Source organism: Synechococcus sp. R5-12, from assembly GCF_047502655.1.
In the GTDB taxonomy this organism is placed as follows: Bacteria; Cyanobacteriota; Cyanobacteriia; order Thermostichales; family Thermostichaceae; genus Thermostichus.
Genome location: NZ_JANSIM010000092.1, coordinates 33,854 through 50,616, shown reverse-complemented (window position 1 = coordinate 50,616; position 16,763 = coordinate 33,854). Strand labels below are relative to the sequence as shown.

Annotated in this window: 18 protein-coding genes; 14 read left to right on the top strand and 4 right to left on the bottom strand. The window is 60.1% G+C overall.

All coding sequences use genetic code 11. The annotated features are described in order from the left end of the window. Positions 1 to 55 precede the first annotated feature (55 nt). Entirely contained in the window at positions 56 to 775 is a 720-nt protein-coding gene (locus tag NW843_RS05915) for a response regulator transcription factor (protein ID WP_414330288.1), read from the bottom strand. A 459-nt stretch (positions 776 to 1,234) separates the two neighbouring features. Between NW843_RS05915 and NW843_RS05910 the strand changes: the two genes are divergently transcribed. The 11 genes from NW843_RS05910 (at position 1,235) to NW843_RS05860 (ending at position 10,746) form a co-directional block, all read left to right on the top strand. Further along, positions 1,235 to 1,615 carry a hypothetical protein gene (locus NW843_RS05910; protein ID WP_414342412.1) on the top strand — a complete coding sequence of 127 codons (381 nt, stop codon included), beginning with the start codon at positions 1,235 to 1,237 and terminating at the stop codon, positions 1,613 to 1,615. 226 nt (positions 1,616 to 1,841) lie between these two features. Then, complete coding sequence (locus tag NW843_RS05905; protein ID WP_414522395.1) at positions 1,842 to 2,603, top strand: SH3 domain-containing protein; 762 nt, start codon at positions 1,842 to 1,844, stop codon at positions 2,601 to 2,603. Positions 2,604 to 2,902: 299 nt separating this feature from the next. Continuing rightward, positions 2,903 to 3,700 (top strand): hypothetical protein, encoded by a 798-nt coding sequence (locus NW843_RS05900; protein ID WP_414342415.1) that lies wholly within the window; start codon positions 2,903 to 2,905, stop codon positions 3,698 to 3,700. 151 nt (positions 3,701 to 3,851) lie between these two features. Beyond that, positions 3,852 to 4,373: a hypothetical protein gene (locus tag NW843_RS05895; RefSeq protein WP_414342416.1), complete on the top strand. Its 522-nt coding sequence runs from the start codon at positions 3,852 to 3,854 to the stop codon at positions 4,371 to 4,373. Between the two features lie 8 nt (positions 4,374 to 4,381). Further along, positions 4,382 to 5,083 carry a cobalt transporter CbiM gene (cbiM, locus tag NW843_RS05890; RefSeq protein ID WP_414330636.1) on the top strand — a complete coding sequence of 234 codons (702 nt, stop codon included), beginning with the start codon at positions 4,382 to 4,384 and terminating at the stop codon, positions 5,081 to 5,083. Further along, the gene (gene cbiQ, locus NW843_RS05885) at positions 5,070 to 5,900 is read left to right on the top strand and encodes a cobalt ECF transporter T component CbiQ (RefSeq protein ID WP_414522394.1); all 831 of its coding nucleotides are present in this window, start codon (positions 5,070 to 5,072) and stop codon (positions 5,898 to 5,900) included. The genes cbiM and cbiQ overlap by 14 nt, the downstream gene beginning before the upstream one ends. 46 nt (positions 5,901 to 5,946) lie before the next feature. Next, positions 5,947 to 7,368, top strand: a complete 1,422-nt coding sequence (rimO, locus tag NW843_RS05880) for a 30S ribosomal protein S12 methylthiotransferase RimO (protein ID WP_414522393.1) — start codon at positions 5,947 to 5,949, stop codon at positions 7,366 to 7,368. A gap of 50 nt (positions 7,369 to 7,418) precedes the next feature. Continuing rightward, on the top strand, positions 7,419 to 8,135 hold the full coding sequence (gene rpiA, locus NW843_RS05875) for a ribose 5-phosphate isomerase A (RefSeq protein ID WP_414522392.1): 717 nt from the start codon (positions 7,419 to 7,421) through the stop codon (positions 8,133 to 8,135). 320 nt (positions 8,136 to 8,455) lie between these two features. After that, a complete protein-coding gene (locus tag NW843_RS05870; protein ID WP_414522391.1) occupies positions 8,456 to 9,793 on the top strand; it encodes a UDP-N-acetylmuramoyl-tripeptide--D-alanyl-D-alanine ligase in 1,338 nt (445 codons plus the stop codon). 107 nt (positions 9,794 to 9,900) lie between these two features. After that, positions 9,901 to 10,125 (top strand): DUF3134 family protein, encoded by a 225-nt coding sequence (locus tag NW843_RS05865; protein WP_011433626.1) that lies wholly within the window; start codon positions 9,901 to 9,903, stop codon positions 10,123 to 10,125. A gap of 288 nt (positions 10,126 to 10,413) precedes the next feature. Then, positions 10,414 to 10,746, top strand: coding sequence for a fasciclin domain-containing protein (locus NW843_RS05860; protein WP_011433627.1), 333 nt, complete (start codon positions 10,414 to 10,416; stop codon positions 10,744 to 10,746). 132 nt (positions 10,747 to 10,878) lie between these two features. Here NW843_RS05860 and NW843_RS05855 read toward each other — a convergent pair whose 3' ends face one another. Continuing rightward, complete coding sequence (locus NW843_RS05855; protein WP_011433628.1) at positions 10,879 to 11,121, bottom strand: hypothetical protein; 243 nt, start codon at positions 11,119 to 11,121, stop codon at positions 10,879 to 10,881. Positions 11,122 to 11,309: 188 nt separating this feature from the next. Between NW843_RS05855 and NW843_RS05850 the strand changes: the two genes are divergently transcribed. Together NW843_RS05850 and menD are read left to right on the top strand one after the other, a co-directional pair. Next, positions 11,310 to 12,218, top strand: coding sequence for a cyanophycinase (locus NW843_RS05850; protein WP_414357386.1), 909 nt, complete (start codon positions 11,310 to 11,312; stop codon positions 12,216 to 12,218). Continuing rightward, the gene (menD, locus tag NW843_RS05845) at positions 12,215 to 14,026 is read left to right on the top strand and encodes a 2-succinyl-5-enolpyruvyl-6-hydroxy-3-cyclohexene-1-carboxylic-acid synthase (RefSeq protein ID WP_414522390.1); all 1,812 of its coding nucleotides are present in this window, start codon (positions 12,215 to 12,217) and stop codon (positions 14,024 to 14,026) included. The genes NW843_RS05850 and menD overlap by 4 nt, the downstream gene beginning before the upstream one ends. Here menD and miaA read toward each other — a convergent pair. After that, positions 13,950 to 14,963 carry a tRNA (adenosine(37)-N6)-dimethylallyltransferase MiaA gene (gene miaA / locus NW843_RS05840; RefSeq protein ID WP_414522389.1) on the bottom strand — a complete coding sequence of 338 codons (1,014 nt, stop codon included), beginning with the start codon at positions 14,961 to 14,963 and terminating at the stop codon, positions 13,950 to 13,952. The genes menD and miaA overlap by 77 nt on opposite strands. 277 nt (positions 14,964 to 15,240) lie before the next feature. Here miaA and NW843_RS05835 point away from each other — a divergent pair, with 277 nt between their 5' ends. Beyond that, complete coding sequence (locus NW843_RS05835) at positions 15,241 to 15,942, top strand: hypothetical protein (RefSeq protein ID WP_414522388.1); 702 nt, start codon at positions 15,241 to 15,243, stop codon at positions 15,940 to 15,942. An 87-nt stretch (positions 15,943 to 16,029) separates the two neighbouring features. On the opposite strand, the gene rpe is transcribed toward NW843_RS05835, so the two are convergent. Continuing rightward, entirely contained in the window at positions 16,030 to 16,740 is a 711-nt protein-coding gene (gene rpe / locus NW843_RS05830; protein ID WP_414522387.1) for a ribulose-phosphate 3-epimerase, read from the bottom strand. Positions 16,741 to 16,763 lie beyond the last annotated feature (23 nt).

Sequence of the window (16,763 nt, the reverse complement as noted above, 5' to 3'; positions counted from 1 at the left end):
TTGAACAGTGATGTTCAGCAGTGTTCAGCGTAAATGTATCAGAGTTATTTGGGGGTTAAGGTTTTTCCTCTCCCCATCCCTCCTTCGGAGCGGGGGGCTCAAACTTGTAGCCAACTCCACGCACGGTGCGGATCAACTCCGGTTGGCTGGTATCAGTCTCTAGTTTCTTGCGAATTTGGCCGATGTGGACATCGACCACCCGTTCATCTCCCTCGTGGTTAAAATCCCACACCTCTTGAATCAGCTCAGCCCGTCGCCAAACCCGCCCCGGATGTCGAGCCATAGCATAGAGCAAATCGAACTCCAGTGCTGTTAAGTTGATCAGGCGCTGCTCGCGGATGACTGCTCGGGTTTCCGGGTCGATTACCAAAGAGGCAAAGGTCAAGACCGGTGCGCTGGCCATTTCGGTCTTCATACGTTGCCGCCGCAGAATGGCTTGCACTCGCGCCTGTAACTCCGGCAGGCTGAAGGGCTTGGTCAGGTAGTCATCTGCCCCCAACTGGAATCCGTGCAACTTATCAGCAGGGCTGACGCGGCTGGTCAACATCAACACGTACACGCCGGTCTCTTTTTGCATTTGCTGGCAGAGATCGTAGCCGCTCACATCCGGCAAGTTCAGATCCAAAATTACCAAGGCCGGCTGAAAAGCGCGCAACTGCTGTAAGCCCTCGGCCCCCGTCATCGCCACCTCAACCGAATACCCCTGCCGCTGCAAGTACCGCTGCAGTAGAGCACAAATGCTGGGATCATCATCGATGATGAGGATGCGTGACATGGCAGCTTGGCACTCTCGAAGTCAGCAGGAGACAAGGTTGCAGGGCGTTGGGGTGTGGGGATCCCTTCGGCAGCTCATGGGCAACAATCGTGCAGAGGCGATGGGCCCTCGGCTCGCGGGTGAATAAAGAGCCCTCTCAACAAGGCAAGCTTGACCCCAACCTCGGCTGGAAAGGGCAACAAACGCAGGTGATTCATGAGTTATTGAACACCTAAATCTTATTTCAAGTCTTTACGTGTGGGGTCGCGCGGGGAGTTTATCCTTGCCGAGGCCGCCCTCCTGTGCGTAAATCAACGGAGGCTTATCCAAGAATCTTGGGCATTATCTTACTGAGTTGCCTGAATGGCAGAGGAAATCCGTCAAGCAGATCCTTGCACCTGGAGTTAATCTGGAAGCCGTGGCGCTTCCGTTCCTGTCTCGAGGTCTGGCCTTAGTGTGGGCGGTTTATCCCGGAGGCTTATGTACACCAATCCCGATGAAGTCTTCCGCAAAGATGTCTGGTTGGCCCTCTTCACGTGGGGGATCCTGGAGCTGGCTTGTTTCGTGATTATCCCATTCACCGGAGCCTACGCATTCTCGCAAGTGGAGGCTTGGCTGTGGCCCTCTTTGGTTTTGGGGCCGGTGGGGGCGGTGGTGGTGGCTTTCTGTTCTAAGGTGGTGCTGGCTGCCAACAACATCCCGGATCCCAGGAGAAAACAAGCCCAGCGGCAAGTGGCTCAGGTGGTCAGTCTTTTTGGCTTTCTGGGCTTGGCATTGCCCCTCCTTCTGGCAGGATGGGTATTTGGCCGAGAGATTTTGACGACCGACTGGCAGAATAAGTTCACCAACACCAATAAGTAGAAGCTAATCTCCGACGCCCTTGCCCTCTGGGGTCGCGTCGCCCCGTCAGCGTTGCGGTTCCTCTGCACAGGCCTAGCAAGAGCGCTGCGGAACACGATACATTGGGATGCAATCACGTCAGCGTTGCGCAGCAGTCGTGCTCTGGCTTTCGTAAATCACCGGTTTTGACGGGGATCCCATCTTCTCTGCGGATTCTTGCCTGCAGCATTGCGGGAAGGTATTTCGGATGGCTAACTACCCGATGCGAGGCCGTTCTTCTCCTGCTTCTGGCGGTTTTCCCTTGGGCACCTTGGTGGTGGTGAGTGTCTCGGTTGGGGCTCTGGCCGCCTTGGCTTGGCAGTTGTGGCAGCTCGTCGCCCCCATGTTGGCCCCCCCTGCCCCGCCTCAATTTCCGCAGGCGGTGCGCTTGGATCCCTTGCCCCGCCCAGCCAGTTTTCCCTCTCCCCCCTCTGGCCCTGCTGCAGGCACTGTTGACCCTGAGGGATTTCCCCCCGGCAGCCGTGGGCGGGTGATCGAGCCCATTGGCCTGGCCATCCGCAGCCAGCCCTCTGTTGATGGAGCCTACCAAGGGGGAATTGTAGTGGGGGAAACGGTGACGGTGTTGGAGTACAGCGCCGATGGCCGTTGGCAGCGGGTGCGGCGGGAGCTGAATGGACAGGAGGGCTGGGTGCGCGCCGGCAATTTGGGCCCTGTGGATGGTGCTTCAGCTTCAACTTCTCCAGCTCCCACAGTTGAACCCAACCCTGAATCAACTCCTTTGCCGACTCGACCCCCCATGGTGGCAGTAGGTGGGCAGGGACGGGTGATTGAGCCGATTGGCCTGGCGCTGCGGGCCACTCCAGAGCGGGAGGGAACCTACATTGGCGGTGTGCCCATGAACGAGGTGGTGACGGTGCTGGGCCTCAGCGAAGATGGCCGTTGGCAGCGCATCCGCCGTCAGAATGGGCAGGAAGGTTGGGTGCGGGCGGGGAATCTGGCGCAGGAGTAGCCCTTGCCATAGGCATAGCCCTACAGATGCCCTGGTGGGGGATTGTAACACCAGGGAAGCCTGTGTTTCGGTAGAGCAGTGCCGTTTGCGTCATCGGGACCGAGTCCTTGGCAGGGGAACTGGTGAAACACACTCCATTTCGGCTTGGTGCTTCAACAAGGGATCCCTGGGGCAAGGGGTTAGCTTTACCCTTTCTGGCCCTTGGGTTGGCCTTCTCTCTAGGCGCCTGCCGACCGGCTTCTAACGCTGGAGCGGAAAAGGTCAGGCAGGAAGCACCCCTAGCCCAAGCAAAGGCAGAGATGGGTACTCTGGAGTTTTGGGCCAACGGCGAGGACTTCATTCGGGAGGGGTTTGTCTCCAAAGACGGCTGGGAACTGAGCTTTGAGCACGTGTACGTGACGCTGGCGGACATAACCGCCTACCAAACCGATCCGCCCTTTGATCCGGAAGGAAATGCAGATTTGCTGGCACGGGCATTGGTCAGCCTCTCCGGCCCCATCACGGTTGATTTGATCACGGCTCCCCCGGCGGAGCGGGCCTTACTGGGATCCCTAGAGGCACCCCCTGGCCACTACAACGCCCTGGGGTGGCGGCTGGTGCCAGCACTGGAGGGGCCGGCAAAGGGCTATTCCCTCTGGATCGAAGGCCAAGCCCGACCGACAAAGGAAGGGGCTGGGGAGATGCCGTTTGTGCTCAAGTTCAGCCCTGAGGTGGCCTTCACCTGCGGAGAGTATGTGGGGGAGGAGCGCAAAGGCTTTGTGCGCGTCGGCCAGGTGGCAGATCTGGAGGTCACCTTCCATTTCGACCACCTGTTTGGAGATGGAAGCTTGCCCCCCAACGACAGCCTCAATCAAGCAGCTCTGGGGTTTGCCCCTTTGGTGAAGTTGGATCCTGTCTCCCTGGAGCAGCGGCTGGCCGCGTCAGCGGCGCGGAGCACTGGGGGGGGATCCGACCTTCTGGAAGTGGACTGGGGGGATCTGCAGGAGGGATCCCCTGCGGCTAAGGCCGTATTGGAGATCCTGCACCACTTGGGCCATGTGGGGGAAGGCCACTGCCGCGCTGCCTCTGGCCCTGCCCAGACAGAGTCTTCGCCCTGAAGTCTTGGCTTTTCTAAGACCGGTCGCCTGCAGAGCGTAGAGATTGTCGTCTGTCCTCAGCTAACCAATGAACCGAGTCTGGCCAAAACTTTGGATCCCTTCCTGCCGACTGAGCCTGATTGCGGCGTCGCGTCAGCGATGCGGAGCACGGTTGAGCTTGCTGGCTTTCGGCCTGCTCCTGTCTGCTCCCGCTTGGGGCCACGGGGTGGAGGCCTCTTGGCGGGCAGTTCCCGCTTTTGAGATCCAGGCCCGCTACGATTCTGGCGAACCGATGCGTTCTGCGCAGGTAACGGTGTTTGCGCCAACGGATCCCACTACCCCTTGGCAAGAGGGACAGACGGATGCGCGGGGACGATTTCTGCTGCAGCCGGATCCCAACCTGACGGGCCTCTGGCAGGTGCGGATTCGCCAGGCGGGGCATGGGGTGTTGGTCAACGTGCCGGTGGGCGAGGAGTTCCCTCAGACAGAAGGGATCCCCAGCGCTTCCCCACCCTTTGGGCCTTTGCAGCGGGGGGTTATGGCCGCCTGTGTCATTTGGGGCTGTCTGGGCACAGCTCTGTTCTTCTCCAGGCCCCGTCAATCTGGTTACGCAGCGGTGGAGAGCCCACCGGTTTCGGGATCTCCAGGGTCAGGAATCTCAGGCTCCCAGGCTGGCTCCTCTGCTCTGGAGTAGGACTGACCATGCACATCAGCGATGGCATTTTGCCGGCACCGCTTTGGCTAGGGGGTTATGGCATCACCGCCCTGATCACCAGCTACAGCTTGCGGCTTCTCCGTCGCGCCGGCGTTGCCGAGCAATGTCCTTGGTGGGAACGGGATCCCCGCCATATTGCTACGCAACGCTGTCGCGACCAGTTGCCCAAAGCGGCTTTGCTCACGGCTGTCTTTTTTGTGGCCTCTTCGATTCACCTGCCCTTTCCCCCGGCCAGCCTGCATCTGGTGCTGAACGGGTTGATGGGTCTGATGTTGGGGGCTTTGGCCTATCCGGCGATTGTAGTGGGCTTGTTTTTTCAGGCGGTGGCCTTTGGCCATGGGGGCCTGACCACATTGGGCATCAACGCCGCCATTATGGGGATCCCGGCGCTCCTGGCCGGTGGGATTTTTCGGGCAGGCCGTCGGGTGATGGGGGCCGGAGTGTCTGCCTTCTTGGCGGGAGCGGTTGGGGTGGGTCTAGCAGTGCTGTTGTTTTACGGGGTGGTCATGGCTGCTGTGGTTGACGCTGGCAGCGGGATCCTCTCCACAGAAGCCGGTCGTCTGGCTCTTGGGAGCTTGGTGGTGGCCCACATCCCCCTGATGGTGGTGGAGGGGTTGTTCGCCAGTTGGGTGGTGCTGTTTTTGCAGCGGGTACAACCGGCGCTGCTGGGAGAGTATGGCAAGAGATGAAGCCGGCTCAGGGATCCCTTGCTGCTGGCGCGGTCAACAATCCCATCCTCACCCCTCCAAACCCCTTTCCTGGGTGCACCGGTGGCAACCTCTGCCCAAGGTGCTGGGCCTGATGGCGCTGATGGCGGCTTTCGCCTCGGTGAGGTGCCTGGCCCTCTTGCCGCTCATCTGGGCGCTGGTGGCTGGACTGTGGAGCCTGTCGGGATTGCCTTGGAGCCTCGGGCTGAGGCGGCTGGCAGCCCCAGGGCTGTTGGTGGCAGGGTTGATGGGGATCCTACCCTTCTGGGCGGGGGAAACCATCCTGTGGCGCTGGGGATCCCTGGCTCTGCGTTGGGAGGGGCTGCAGATGGCGCTTCGCATTGGGGGGAGAGGGCTGGCCCTATTTGCCCTCACAATGCTGCTGCTGGAGACCACCCCCACATCGGAACTGTTGGCAGCTTTGCGGGCCCTGGGGATCCCAGACCTCCTGCTGGAACTGGCCTGGCTCACCCAGCGCTATTTGCAGGAGGTGGCCGCTCAGTGGCAGCAGATGCAACGGGCAGCCTGGCTGAGGGGTTGGCGACCGCGGGGATCCCTGTGGCGTCCTGGGCCGTCTCTAAGACAAGATCTGCCCTTTCTGGCCGCTTCGGTGGGTACCCTGTTGGTTCGCAGCTACGAGCGCTCGCAGAGGGTTTATCAGGCTTTGCGCCTGCGGGGCTATGGACAAGCGCCTCTGTTTCCGACGGCGGCTCGCGGGGATCCCTACAGCTGGGCGGCCACCGCGTTGGCCGTGGCTACGGCTCTATTGCTCCGCAACGCTGATGCGGCCCTCAACTAGAATAGATAAGCCTCTGGCAAGCTGCCCCCTTTTTGATGCTCAGTCCATGAATGGGTTAGAAGCGACCGTCTCCAGTTTCCCATCCGTTAAGGACTCCGTCCCGCTTACGCGAACAGCGGTGCAGCGTACAAAGGCGTCGGTTGCCGTTTTACACCTGGGCTGCGAGAAAAACCGGGTGGACACCGAGCACATGCTGGGCCTGCTGGCCCAAGCGGGCTACCGGGTGGATGGGGACGAAGAGAGTGCTGACTATGTGATCGTCAATACCTGTAGCTTCATTGAAGCAGCGCGGCGGGAGTCGGTCAGCACCCTGATGGAGTTGGCAGTACAGGGCAAGAAAATCGTTATTGCCGGCTGCCTGGCGCAGCACTTCCAGGAGGAGCTACTGCAGGAGATCCCGGAGGCGGTGGCTATCGTGGGTACCGGCGACTACCACCAGATCGTCCAAATCATCGAGCGGGCGGAGCGGGGAGAGCGGGTCAATGCCGTTACTTCCAGCTTGGATTACATTGCCGACGAGACCGTACCTCGCTATCGCACCACCCATGCGCCTGTGGCCTACCTGCGGGTAGCTGAGGGCTGTAACTACCGCTGCTCTTTCTGCATCATCCCCCACTTGCGGGGCGACCAACGCTCTCGCTCCATCGAGTCCATCCTCCGGGAAGCAGAACAGCTGGCCGAGGAAGGAGTGCGGGAGCTGATTTTGATTTCCCAGATCACCACCCACTACGGGATCGACCTCTACGGGGAGCCGCGCTTGGCTGAGCTTATCCGCGCCCTGGGCCAGATCCCCATTCCCTGGATCCGCATGCTCTACGCCTACCCCACGGGCATCACCCCCGCCGTGGTGGAGGCCATCCAAGAAACTCCCAATTTCTTGCCTTACCTGGATTTGCCCCTACAGCACAGCCATCCGCAGATCCTCAAGGCCATGAATCGCCCCTGGCAAGGGCAGGTCAACGACCGGGTGATCGAGCGGCTGCGCCAGGCGTTGCCCAATGCCGTGCTGCGCACCAGCTTTATCGTCGGCTTTCCTGGGGAGACGGAGGAGCACTTCCAGCATCTACTAGACTTTGTCCAGCGCCATCAGTTTGACCATGTGGGGGTGTTTACCTTTTCTCCCGAAGAGGGCACCCCTGCCTACCACCTCCCCCATCAGGTTCCAGAGGCTGTCAAACAAGAGCGCCGCGCCCGTCTAATGCAACTGCAGCAAGGCATTGCCTTCCGCCGCAACCGCGAGCAGGTGGGCCGAGTGGTACCTGTACTTTTGGAGCAGGAAAACCCCAGAACCGGCGAGTGGATTGGCCGCTCCCCTCGCTTTGCCCCCGAAGTGGACGGGGTGGTGTACGTGCGTGGGGAGGGCTCTCTGGGATCCCTGGTGCCGGTGCAGATCACCCGCGCTGAGCCCTATGATCTCTTTGGCCAAGTGGTGGCAGCGCCGGAGGGTTTTAGCTGGAGCGGGCGGTAGCGGTGCAAAGCACTTTGGTAGGATCTTCATCCACGGGAGAGGAGCTGGGAATGACTACCCTTGGCGGCAGCGGGACCGAGTCTTTAGATGAGCTGAAACAGGCGGCAGCCCGGGCTGCAGTTCAAAAGGTGCAGTCGGGAATGGTGGTGGGGCTGGGCACGGGATCCACAGCCGCCTTTGCTGTCAGCGCCCTAGCAGAGCGGATGCAAAGCGAGGGTCTGCAGATCCTCGGTGTGCCCACCTCCGAGCGCACGGCTGAACAGGCCCGCTCCCTGGGGATCCCGCTGGCTACCCTAGAAGAGCAGCCGCGCCTGGATCTGGCCATCGATGGGGCCGACGAGATTGAAGTGGGATCCCTCAACCTGATCAAAGGGGCAGGAGGGGCCCTGTTGCGGGAAAAGTTGGTGGAGGCCAGCGCCGCCGAGCTGATCATCGTTGCCGATGCCTCTAAAAAAGTCGCGCAGTTGGGCATTCGCTTCCCGGTGCCGGTAGAGGTGGTGCGCTTTGGCTGGAAAACCACCTTGGCGCGGGTAGAGGCTCTGGGGTGCACAGCCACCTTACGGCGGAATGCCAACGGGGATCCCTACTTGACGGACGAGCAGCACTACATCCTCGACTGCCAATTCGGCCCCATGGCGGATCCTGCCAAGATCGCCGATCAACTCAAAGGGACGGTGGGGGTTGTGGAACATGGCCTGTTCATCGGCATGGCCAAAGAGGCAATCATCGCCCTCCCGACTGGGATCGAAACGCTGCAACCCAGCTGACAACTTCCTATACCCAGTCGTGTATTGGCGTTGCCCAGGAACTGGGTTTACAGCTTTTTCCGACTTCATGGGAGTTCCGTAGCCAAGCGGGAGCCTTCCCACGCAAGAGATTGATTGACACTGGCTGTGGTAAACAACGCTGAAAAAAGCTGTACAGCTATCCCCAACTCCCCTCTCCCCCTGGGAGAGGGGCTGGGGGTGAGGGCTGACTCCCCCTGGGAGAGGGGCTGGGGGTGAGGGGGAGCGCTTGGGAAATGTCTCAATCGGGTCTGAAATGACCATAGACGAAGAGGCTGTAGGCGAATTGGAGTTTCTGCCCGATGCTGACCTTACGAACTGTGGCTGACCTGCTGCAAACTCCCCTGCAGGGGGATCCCCATTTGTTGGGTCTTCCCGTCCAAGCCATTTGCACCGACAGCCGCCAATTGCAGCCGGGGTCAGTCTTTGTGGCGCTGCGGGGGGAACGGTTTGATGGACACAACTTTATTCCACAAGCTTTGGCAAGGGGGGCCGTTGCCGTCATCAGCCAGCGTCCGGTGGCTGGGCCCCATTTTCAAGTCTCAGATACCCTAGCTGCCTACCAGCGCATTGCCAGAGGCTGGCGGGAGCAGTTTCCCCCCTCCGTAGTAGCCATCACGGGCTCAGCAGGCAAAACCACCACCAAGGAAATGCTGGCGGCTGCCCTATCCCGCTACGGCACAGTTCTCAAAAGTGAGGCCAACCACAACAACGACATCGGGGTTGCTCAAACCCTGCTCCAGATGCGACCGGAGCATCAGTTTGTGGTTCTGGAAATGGCCATGCGAGGCCCCGGAGAAATTCGCCGCCTGGCTCAGATGGCTCAGCCCACCCACGCCTTGATCACCCATATTGGCACCGCCCACATCGGCAGACTGGGATCCCGCGCGGCCATTGCTGCTGCCAAGTGCGAGCTGCTGCAGGAGCTAGGGCAGGGGGTGGCTCTGCTGAATGGAGAAGATCCCTTGCTGTTGTCTACCGCCGCCAGCCTGTGGTCGGGACAAACCCTTACCTATGGTCTGGATCGGGGGGACTTACGGGGAGAATGGGATCCCCAAGCCCAAACGGTAACTGTGGAGGGCCTAACGCTGCCGGTGCCCTTGCCGGGAAGACACCATGCCCTCAACTGGATGGGAGTGCTGGCTGCTCTGTGCAGCTTGGGGCTGGATTGGGAGCGGCTCCGAGAACCCATTGCTTTGCCTACCCCTCTGGAGGGGCGCAACCGCCATCTCAAGCTGGCAGGAGATGTGGAAATCTGGGACGAAACCTACAACGCCTCGCCGGAAGCGATGATCGCGGCTCTACACCTGCTGGCCCAAACCCCGGGAAAACGGCGCTGGGCCATTCTCGGCCCGATGCGGGAATTGGGAGAGCATGCGCCTCAGCTCTATGCGGAGGTGGGTCGGGCGGCTGCCCCTCTGGGGCTGGATCGGATCTTGCTCTTGGATCCCGAAGGAGAAATGCAACCGCTGCTCGACCAAAAACCGGCAGCCCAGACAGAACGCTGCGAGGAGGTATCCGAACTGCTGGAAATCTTGCTCCATCACGTGCAAGCCGGGGATCGGCTGCTGTTCAAGGCAGCGCGGGCTGTTGAACTGGAGCGGGTGCTGCACCGCTTTTTGCAGGAGTGGCAGGCATAGGCTAAACTGAGGGATATATCGATGGAAAGCCCGCGTCCCTCGGTTGAGAGGAGATCAATCCAAGCCGAGTTCATTCCTCGTCGATAACTGCCCTTTTTCCGTACGGCATGTACTACCACAATCCCTCTCTGCGCGAAGAGCCCCGCGATCAGCCGCCAACGGTGGTGCCCTCTCCTAGCAGCCTCTCCATTCTTGACTGGTTGCGCAAAGAGGGCCGGTTGATCGAGCAGCCCATTGAGGTCCCTGAGATGATTTTGGAAGAAGACATCGACGATATCGACGATTTGATCGGGGACGACTACGACGAAGACTTCGAGCCGGAAGAAGAGTAAGCACAACTGCCAGGATTATTACGAGCTCGTTAACTTATTTATCCCTTTGCTCGGCACCGTGAGGGTGTTATTTTTTGTGCTGCCGCTGGATAGACAGCTCGAGCAAACAAAACAGTACAGTCGTTTCAGGTTAGAGTGAGACGCCTGAGCTACCAAGAAAAGTCTTCCAGCCCCGCGCATTCAACGCTTCAGGTGTGGGTGCAGCGTTTTAGTTTGAATCAGAATGACTATAGATGCAGACAAACGTAACTGATCCCTCAGCCTCAAGGGATCCTTTTTCAGCCTGTTTTGGATTGCTCACCACCACCCTGCGATGATTGTTGCAAATCTAACCTTAGTGGAAGATACCCCCGCAGCCTTTGTAAGAAAGCATCTTGGGGCAGTAGAAACATCTTTTTCGGGGACTTTTTTCGATTTCTCACTTACCATGCAGTGCCCGGCAAAGTTCTCTCTACCTCTTTGGAAGCTGGGGAAGTGGTTACGGTCGAGGGATCCCCTGTGGAAATCTCTTTGGCTGATGGTGTCAAGGTCAACGATGCCAATGTGGTAACAGCCGACATTGAAGCTTCCAACGGCGTGATCCACGTCATCGACAAGGTGATCCTGCCCCCGCAAAGCTAACCTGTCGGTACTGAGGTTCTAAATCCTGCGGGGTCTAGTCCTCTGGCAGCCCCTGCCCCTAGTGGTGGGGGCTTTGCGTTGTCAGCCCGGCGATACTCAAGGGATCCCTGACCTTGGTCTGCTCTATAGGCTCTATAGGTCGATGCCAACGCTGGAAGCGTAGATCGCCTCCACCGACACGCCGGACACCCGTTGAGGACGCACGATCATGTACTCATTGTCCATTTGCTTGGGCAAGGTGATGAACTCTTCGCCGCCCACCATGAGGTTGTTGATCAGCTCGGTGTATTCTCTGGCTTCTTTGACCCGTACCTGCATGGTTTGTCCACCTTCCAGCATGATGTGGACAAGATATCCGTCAGGTTTTCTGGCCATGGATGCTCCTGCTGGGTGAACCGAAGGACGAGACGAGGGGTGTTCTTATGAACATTATTCCCCCTTTCGAGACCCCTAACCAACCCCTGACTCTTCCGTGAAATCTGGAATTGAGCTGCGCCAAACCGAATCCCAAGCCGTAGCATAGTGAAAGTGAAATGTGCCCATTTTAATCTTCCTCGCGCTCCATGCCCCATTTGCCTGATGTTTCTGCCGCCCACCGTGAGCTGGAGTGGAATGGAGTTCCTTCCACGCCGACAAACGACGCCCAACCCCTAAGCCGCCCTACTGTGAAGGATCCCATCACCGCCCGTTCCGACATCATCGCCGTCGGGGGAGCAGAGGACAAGGAAAATGAGCGCCACATCCTTTGGGAATTCTTCCGCCGAGCGGGGGGAAAGTCTGCCCACATCACCATCGTGCCCGCGGCTTCTGGGATCCCGGCGGTGCTGGGGGAGATCTACGCCAACATTTTTCAGCAGATGGGGGCAGCCAGCCTCCAAGTTCTGGATATCCGCAGCCCGATGGAGGCAAGGGATCCCGATAATGTTGAGAAAATTCGCTTCTCCACCGGCATCTACTTTACGGGTGGGGATCAGGAGCGGCTGGCGGAGGTGCTGGCCCACAGCGAGCTGATGGAGGCCATTCGACAGCAGTGGCAGCGGGGGCAGACGGTAATTGCCGGAACCAGCGCCGGAGCTTCTGCGTTGGGGCAGCAGATGATCTCCCGCGGCTACAGCGGAGAACCGCCCACACCGGCAATTGTAACGGTGAAGACAGGCCTGGGCCTTTTGCCTCGCGTCATCATCGATCAACATTTCCATCAGCGCAATCGCCTGGTGCGGCTGGTTACGGCGGTGGCCCACTACCCCCAATGTCTGGGCATCGGCATTGACGAGAATACGGCGGTGGTGATCCAGGCCAACGATGTGATGGAGGTGATCGGCTTGGGGACGGTGACGATTGTGGACGGGACGCAACTGTACTCGACCGTTCAGGAGGCGGCGGCGGATGAGTATTTTCGGCTGCACAATGCCCGCATTCACTTTTTGCCGCCGGGATCCCGATTCGATCTCAACACCTTGTCTCCGCTGTGACCGGTGAAAACTTTGTCCTGCCGAGGCGGCTGGACTGGCGCAACCTCAACACCCTCTGGGGATCCCTGTTGGCCGAAACCTTGAGTCGGCTGGGTTGCCGTTTGGCGGTGGTGTGTCCGGGATCCCGCTCAGCCCCCCTGACCTACGCCCTGGCCCAGCACCCCGACATCGAGGCGATCCCGGTGCTGGATGAGCGGTCGGCAGCCTTTTTTGCGCTGGGATTGGCCCAGCAAACCCGGCGGCCCATTCCCCTGGTGTGTACTTCCGGCAGCGCTGGCGCTCACTTTTTCCCAGCTCTCATCGAGGCGGCAGAAAGTGGCTGGCCGCTTTTGGTTTTGACGGCGGATCGGCCCCCGGAGATGCGCCACTGCCGCGCCGGCCAAGCAATTGACCAAGTGAAGCTCTACGGCCATTACCCCAACTGGCAGGCGGAGTTGGCCCTGCCCAGCGCGGATCCAGAAGCCCTGGCCTACCTGCGCCAAACCCTAGTGCACGCCTGGGAGCGCACCCTTTACCCCTTCCCCGGCCCTGTGCATTTGAATGTGCCCTTCCGGGATCCCTTGGCTCCCATTGCCGATGGCAGCACTGCGCCGCTGCTCCATCTACAGGAAGATCCGGAGTTCGAGAAGACCTTTTTTCGTGGGGTTGCTCCTCCATGCACCGGCTCTTCCTTGCAGGCGGTGCGGAGCCCTCTGCAGACGGAGACAGCTTCTTTTTGGCAGGAGTGGCGCGGCTGTGAGCGGGGGGTGATCTTGGCGGGGCCGGCTCAACCGGCGGATCCCCAGCGTTATGTGGAGGCAGTGGCCCATTTGGCGACGGCTTTGGGGTGGCCGGTTCTGGCCGAGGGGCTCTCTCCCCTGCGCAACTACGCTTCCCTCAACCCCTATCTCATCACCACCTACGATCTCATCCTGCAGCGGGATCGGCCCCAGCTTTGGCCGGAGCAAGTCATCCAACTGGGATCCCTGCCCACCAGCAAAGCGCTGCGGCAAACCCTGGCCAAGGTTGCTCCCCGCGTTTGGCGGTTGGATCCCCGTCCCGACAATGGGGATCCCCTGCACAACCCCACCACCCATTTGCCTTTTGCCGTGGAAGAGTGGGTCTCCGGGATCCCGGAAGCGCCGGCCAAGCGAACAACTTTTCTGCAGGGCTGGCTGACAGCGGAAGCGCAAATCCGTGCTGCCCTAGACCAGGCCATGACTGACCTATCGGAGTGGTTTGAAGGCAAGGTTGCCTGGTGGCTGGCCCACCACTTGCCCCCAGAGACTCCGCTGTTTATTGCCAACAGCACGCCGGTGCGGGATGTGGAGTGGTTTTGGCCCCCCAACGACCGCCGCATCCGTCCCTACTTCAATCGCGGCACCAACGGCATCGATGGCATTCTCTCTACCGCCCTTGGGGTGGCCCACGGCTCTCACAAACGCCCAACGGTGCTGCTGACCGGGGATCTGGCCTTTTTGCACGACTGCGGCGGCCTGCGGCTTGGCCCTCACCTGCAGGGATCCCTGACCATTCTCCTCATCAACAACCAGGGGGGTGGGATTTTTGAGCTGCTGCCCATCGCTGAGGTGGGCCCACCCTTCGAGCCCTATTTCGCCACGCCCCAGGCGGTGGATTTTGCCCTGCTCTGTCAGGCCCACCACATTCCCCATCGCCGAGTGGAAAGCTGGCAGGAGCTGGCCGAAGCTCTGGATCCCTTGCCTGCCCAAGGGGTGCGGGTGTTGGAGATCCTTACGGATCGAAAAGCCGATGCTCAGCGGCGGCGGGACTGGTTTCAACAGTGGTCGGAGCTGCCATCCAAGCCTTGACCTGCTTCCAGATCTGCTCCGGCAAATCCTCAGCTTCGCAGTCCAGCCACTGGATCCCTGGCAGGGCCCGGAACCAGGTCATCTGCCGCTTGGCAAATTGGCGGGTGCGCCGCACAATCAGGGGCTGCAGCTCGGCTTCCGGGATCCGCCCCTCCAGATAAGCGCCGATCTCCGCATAGCCCAAGGTCTGCAAGAGGGGTAAGTCTGGCCCGTAGCGCTCCCGCAGGGTTTTCACCTCCTCGATCCACCCCCGCTCCATCATCTCTGCCGTGCGCCGGGCAATGCGTTGTTCCAAACGGGGCATTGGGCAGCTCAGACCCAAGATCAAGATGGGGTAGTGGGGGGGATGGGCCTGCCGTAGGCTGGAAGCCGGCTTCCCGGTGGTGTAAACGATCTCCAAAGCACGCAGCGTGCGCACTGCGTCATGGGGATGAATGTGCTGGGCGGCAACGGGATCCAACTGCTGCAGCCAGGCGTAGCGGATCTCAGGGGGCCAAGTTTCCAGTTGTCTTCTCAGTTGGGGCTGCGGGGGTACAGCAGGGATCCCCAGGCCGGAGGTTACCGATTGGATGTAGAGACCGGTGCCCCCCACCAAGATGGGAGTCTGTCCCTGCCGATGGGCCTCGGCGATGCGGGCTTGGGCCGCCTGCTGAAACTCGGCCACCGTGTAGGTGTGGCAGGGATCAACAATGTCGATCAACTCGTGGGGCCAAAGGGCCTGCTCGGCGGGGGTAGGCTTGGCTGTGCCGATGTCGAACTCGCGGTAGACCTGGCGAGAGTCTGCATTCAACAACGGGGATCCCAGCCGTTGGGCCAAAAGCAGTGCCTGTCGAGATTTCCCGGTGGCCGTGGGGCCGGCAATGACGATCAATCCCGGCCATTCTGTCCGGTCGGAAGCTGCTGCAGCGGGAATGCCATTCTCGAGGGTAATGCGCATTCGCTACCCAAACCATCGGCAGGGCAGACTGGCAAGCAACTTTCCTCAGAGACCAGATTAAGATTCTCGAAGAACCTTGTCTCTTTGGGTTAGGATCGGTTACTTACTACCCTGCTTTTTTGCTGTGCTGATCTCATCCTACATTCCTGCTTCGACGGTTTTGAGGGGCAATGGGCCACAGCCGCAGCCAGTGGCGCAGTTTTTACCTCTCCGGCTAGAGCTGTTCGCAAGGCGCGGCCTCAGCCAGATTGGACGGGCAATTGGAACAGGGTTGCTGATGGCTATGCTCATAGGTGTCCCTTGCTCGGCGCGGGGGGAGACCTTGGTGCTCAAGCAGGGAGAAGTGCGCACTCTGCCCCTGTTGCAAACCCGGGCCCGGCTGCCCTTGCAAATGGAAATGCTCTATCTGGGCATGGTCGAGGAGCGCTTCTTGAGCTACGCCCGCGCCAACAATTGGGAGACCATTTCCAGCGACCGGGAGGATCCCCGCTGGAGCCGCTGGCAACTGCGTCCTGGGGGTGAAGCCCTTTACCTGCCCGATTCCCCTTCATCTCAGAACTCCTTGGAGCCCCCCATCTATGCCCGTGGGTTTTATGTGCAAGCCTATTTTGTCGGCGGGCGCCTGGCGGGAATGCACCTGATTCGCAACCCTGAAGAGCCGGGCTTCAACTTGAAGGCCCTGCAAAGGGTGATCCGCGCCTGGTTTCCCGATAATCGCCTGATGTTGTATTACCAAGTGTTGCCAGAGGATCCCGAGCAGCAGGTGCTGGGCGCCTATCTGGGCACCATTCCTCCCCCCTACCTTGCCGATATTCGGCGCAACCACGTGCCTTTTTGTCAGACTTTTTTCAGCCCCACTTTGCCCCAGCCGATCATCCCCCCCTCCGTCGATGTGCCTCCCCATTGCCTGGGCACAACTGCCGTCAACAGCGGGACGGGGCCTTACGCTGCCCAGAAAGGGGCTGCTGCTTTGCGCTAAAGGCACGTGAGGAGTTGGCTCAGCGCAGCGCTGGGGTCAAGCCGGATTTCAGTAAGGGAGCAGTTTCCTTCAAAATGAACTGTCACCTTAAACTGTCACCAGCTCGGGACGGCGGCTGTTGCGAATGCTGCGAATGGCTTCTGCATAGTCTTTGGCTTTGAACACTGCCGAGCCGGCCACAATGGCGTTGGCTCCTGCTTCAATCACCTGCCAAGCGTTGCTGGCTTTGATGCCGCCATCCACCTCGATCCAGGGATCCAGGCCGCGCTCATCACACATGGCCCGTAACTGGCGAATTTTGGGCACCACTGCTGGAATAAAGCTCTGGCCGCCAAAGCCGGGGTTGACGCTCATGATCAGCACCAGATCCACCAGCTCCAGCACGTATTGGATCAGCTCCAGGGGGCTGGCCGGATTGAGCACCACGCCCGCTTGCTTGCCCAGATCCTTGATTTGGCTGAGGGTGCGGTGCAGGTGAATGGTGGAGCTGGACTCTGCGTGCACGGAAATAATGTCGGCCCCTGCTTTGGCAAAATCCGCCACATAGTTCTCCGGCTCTACAATCATCAGGTGGACGTCCAGGGGCTTGGCCGTCACCGGGCGCAGGGCTTCCACCACCAACGGGCCGATGGTGATGTTGGGCACAAAGCGGCCATCCATCACATCCACATGGATCCAGTCGGCCCCCGCCTCATCCACTGCCCGTACTTCCTCCCCCAACCGGCTGAAATCGGCTGAAAGGATGGAAGGGGCGATGACAATCGGCTTTTGCCCAGAGGTCGCTGACGGCTGCACCATGGTGAGTCCTGGGGATTGAAAAC

Excerpts from the sequence above, each read along its gene's own strand:
- NW843_RS05900 (WP_414342415.1), top strand. The coding sequence starts at position 2,903 with ATGGGTACTCTGGAGTTTTGGGCCAACGGCGAGGACTTCATTCGGGAG.
- NW843_RS05910 (WP_414342412.1), top strand. The coding sequence starts at position 1,235 with ATGTACACCAATCCCGATGAAGTCTTCCGCAAAGATGTCTGGTTGGCC.
- NW843_RS05915 (WP_414330288.1), bottom strand. The coding sequence starts at position 775 with ATGTCACGCATCCTCATCATCGATGATGATCCCAGCATTTGTGCTCTA.
- NW843_RS05835 (WP_414522388.1), top strand. The coding sequence starts at position 15,241 with ATGGCTATGCTCATAGGTGTCCCTTGCTCGGCGCGGGGGGAGACCTTG.
- miaA (WP_414522389.1), bottom strand. The coding sequence starts at position 14,963 with ATGCGCATTACCCTCGAGAATGGCATTCCCGCTGCAGCAGCTTCCGAC.
- NW843_RS05870 (WP_414522391.1), top strand. The coding sequence starts at position 8,456 with ATGCTGACCTTACGAACTGTGGCTGACCTGCTGCAAACTCCCCTGCAG.
- rimO (WP_414522393.1), top strand. The coding sequence starts at position 5,947 with ATGAATGGGTTAGAAGCGACCGTCTCCAGTTTCCCATCCGTTAAGGAC.
- NW843_RS05855 (WP_011433628.1), bottom strand. The coding sequence starts at position 11,121 with ATGGCCAGAAAACCTGACGGATATCTTGTCCACATCATGCTGGAAGGT.
- NW843_RS05850 (WP_414357386.1), top strand. The coding sequence starts at position 11,310 with ATGCCCCATTTGCCTGATGTTTCTGCCGCCCACCGTGAGCTGGAGTGG.
- cbiQ (WP_414522394.1), top strand. The coding sequence starts at position 5,070 with ATGGCAAGAGATGAAGCCGGCTCAGGGATCCCTTGCTGCTGGCGCGGT.
- rpiA (WP_414522392.1), top strand. The coding sequence starts at position 7,419 with ATGACTACCCTTGGCGGCAGCGGGACCGAGTCTTTAGATGAGCTGAAA.
- cbiM (WP_414330636.1), top strand. The coding sequence starts at position 4,382 with ATGCACATCAGCGATGGCATTTTGCCGGCACCGCTTTGGCTAGGGGGT.
- NW843_RS05905 (WP_414522395.1), top strand. The coding sequence starts at position 1,842 with ATGGCTAACTACCCGATGCGAGGCCGTTCTTCTCCTGCTTCTGGCGGT.
- NW843_RS05865 (WP_011433626.1), top strand. The coding sequence starts at position 9,901 with ATGTACTACCACAATCCCTCTCTGCGCGAAGAGCCCCGCGATCAGCCG.
- rpe (WP_414522387.1), bottom strand. The coding sequence starts at position 16,740 with ATGGTGCAGCCGTCAGCGACCTCTGGGCAAAAGCCGATTGTCATCGCC.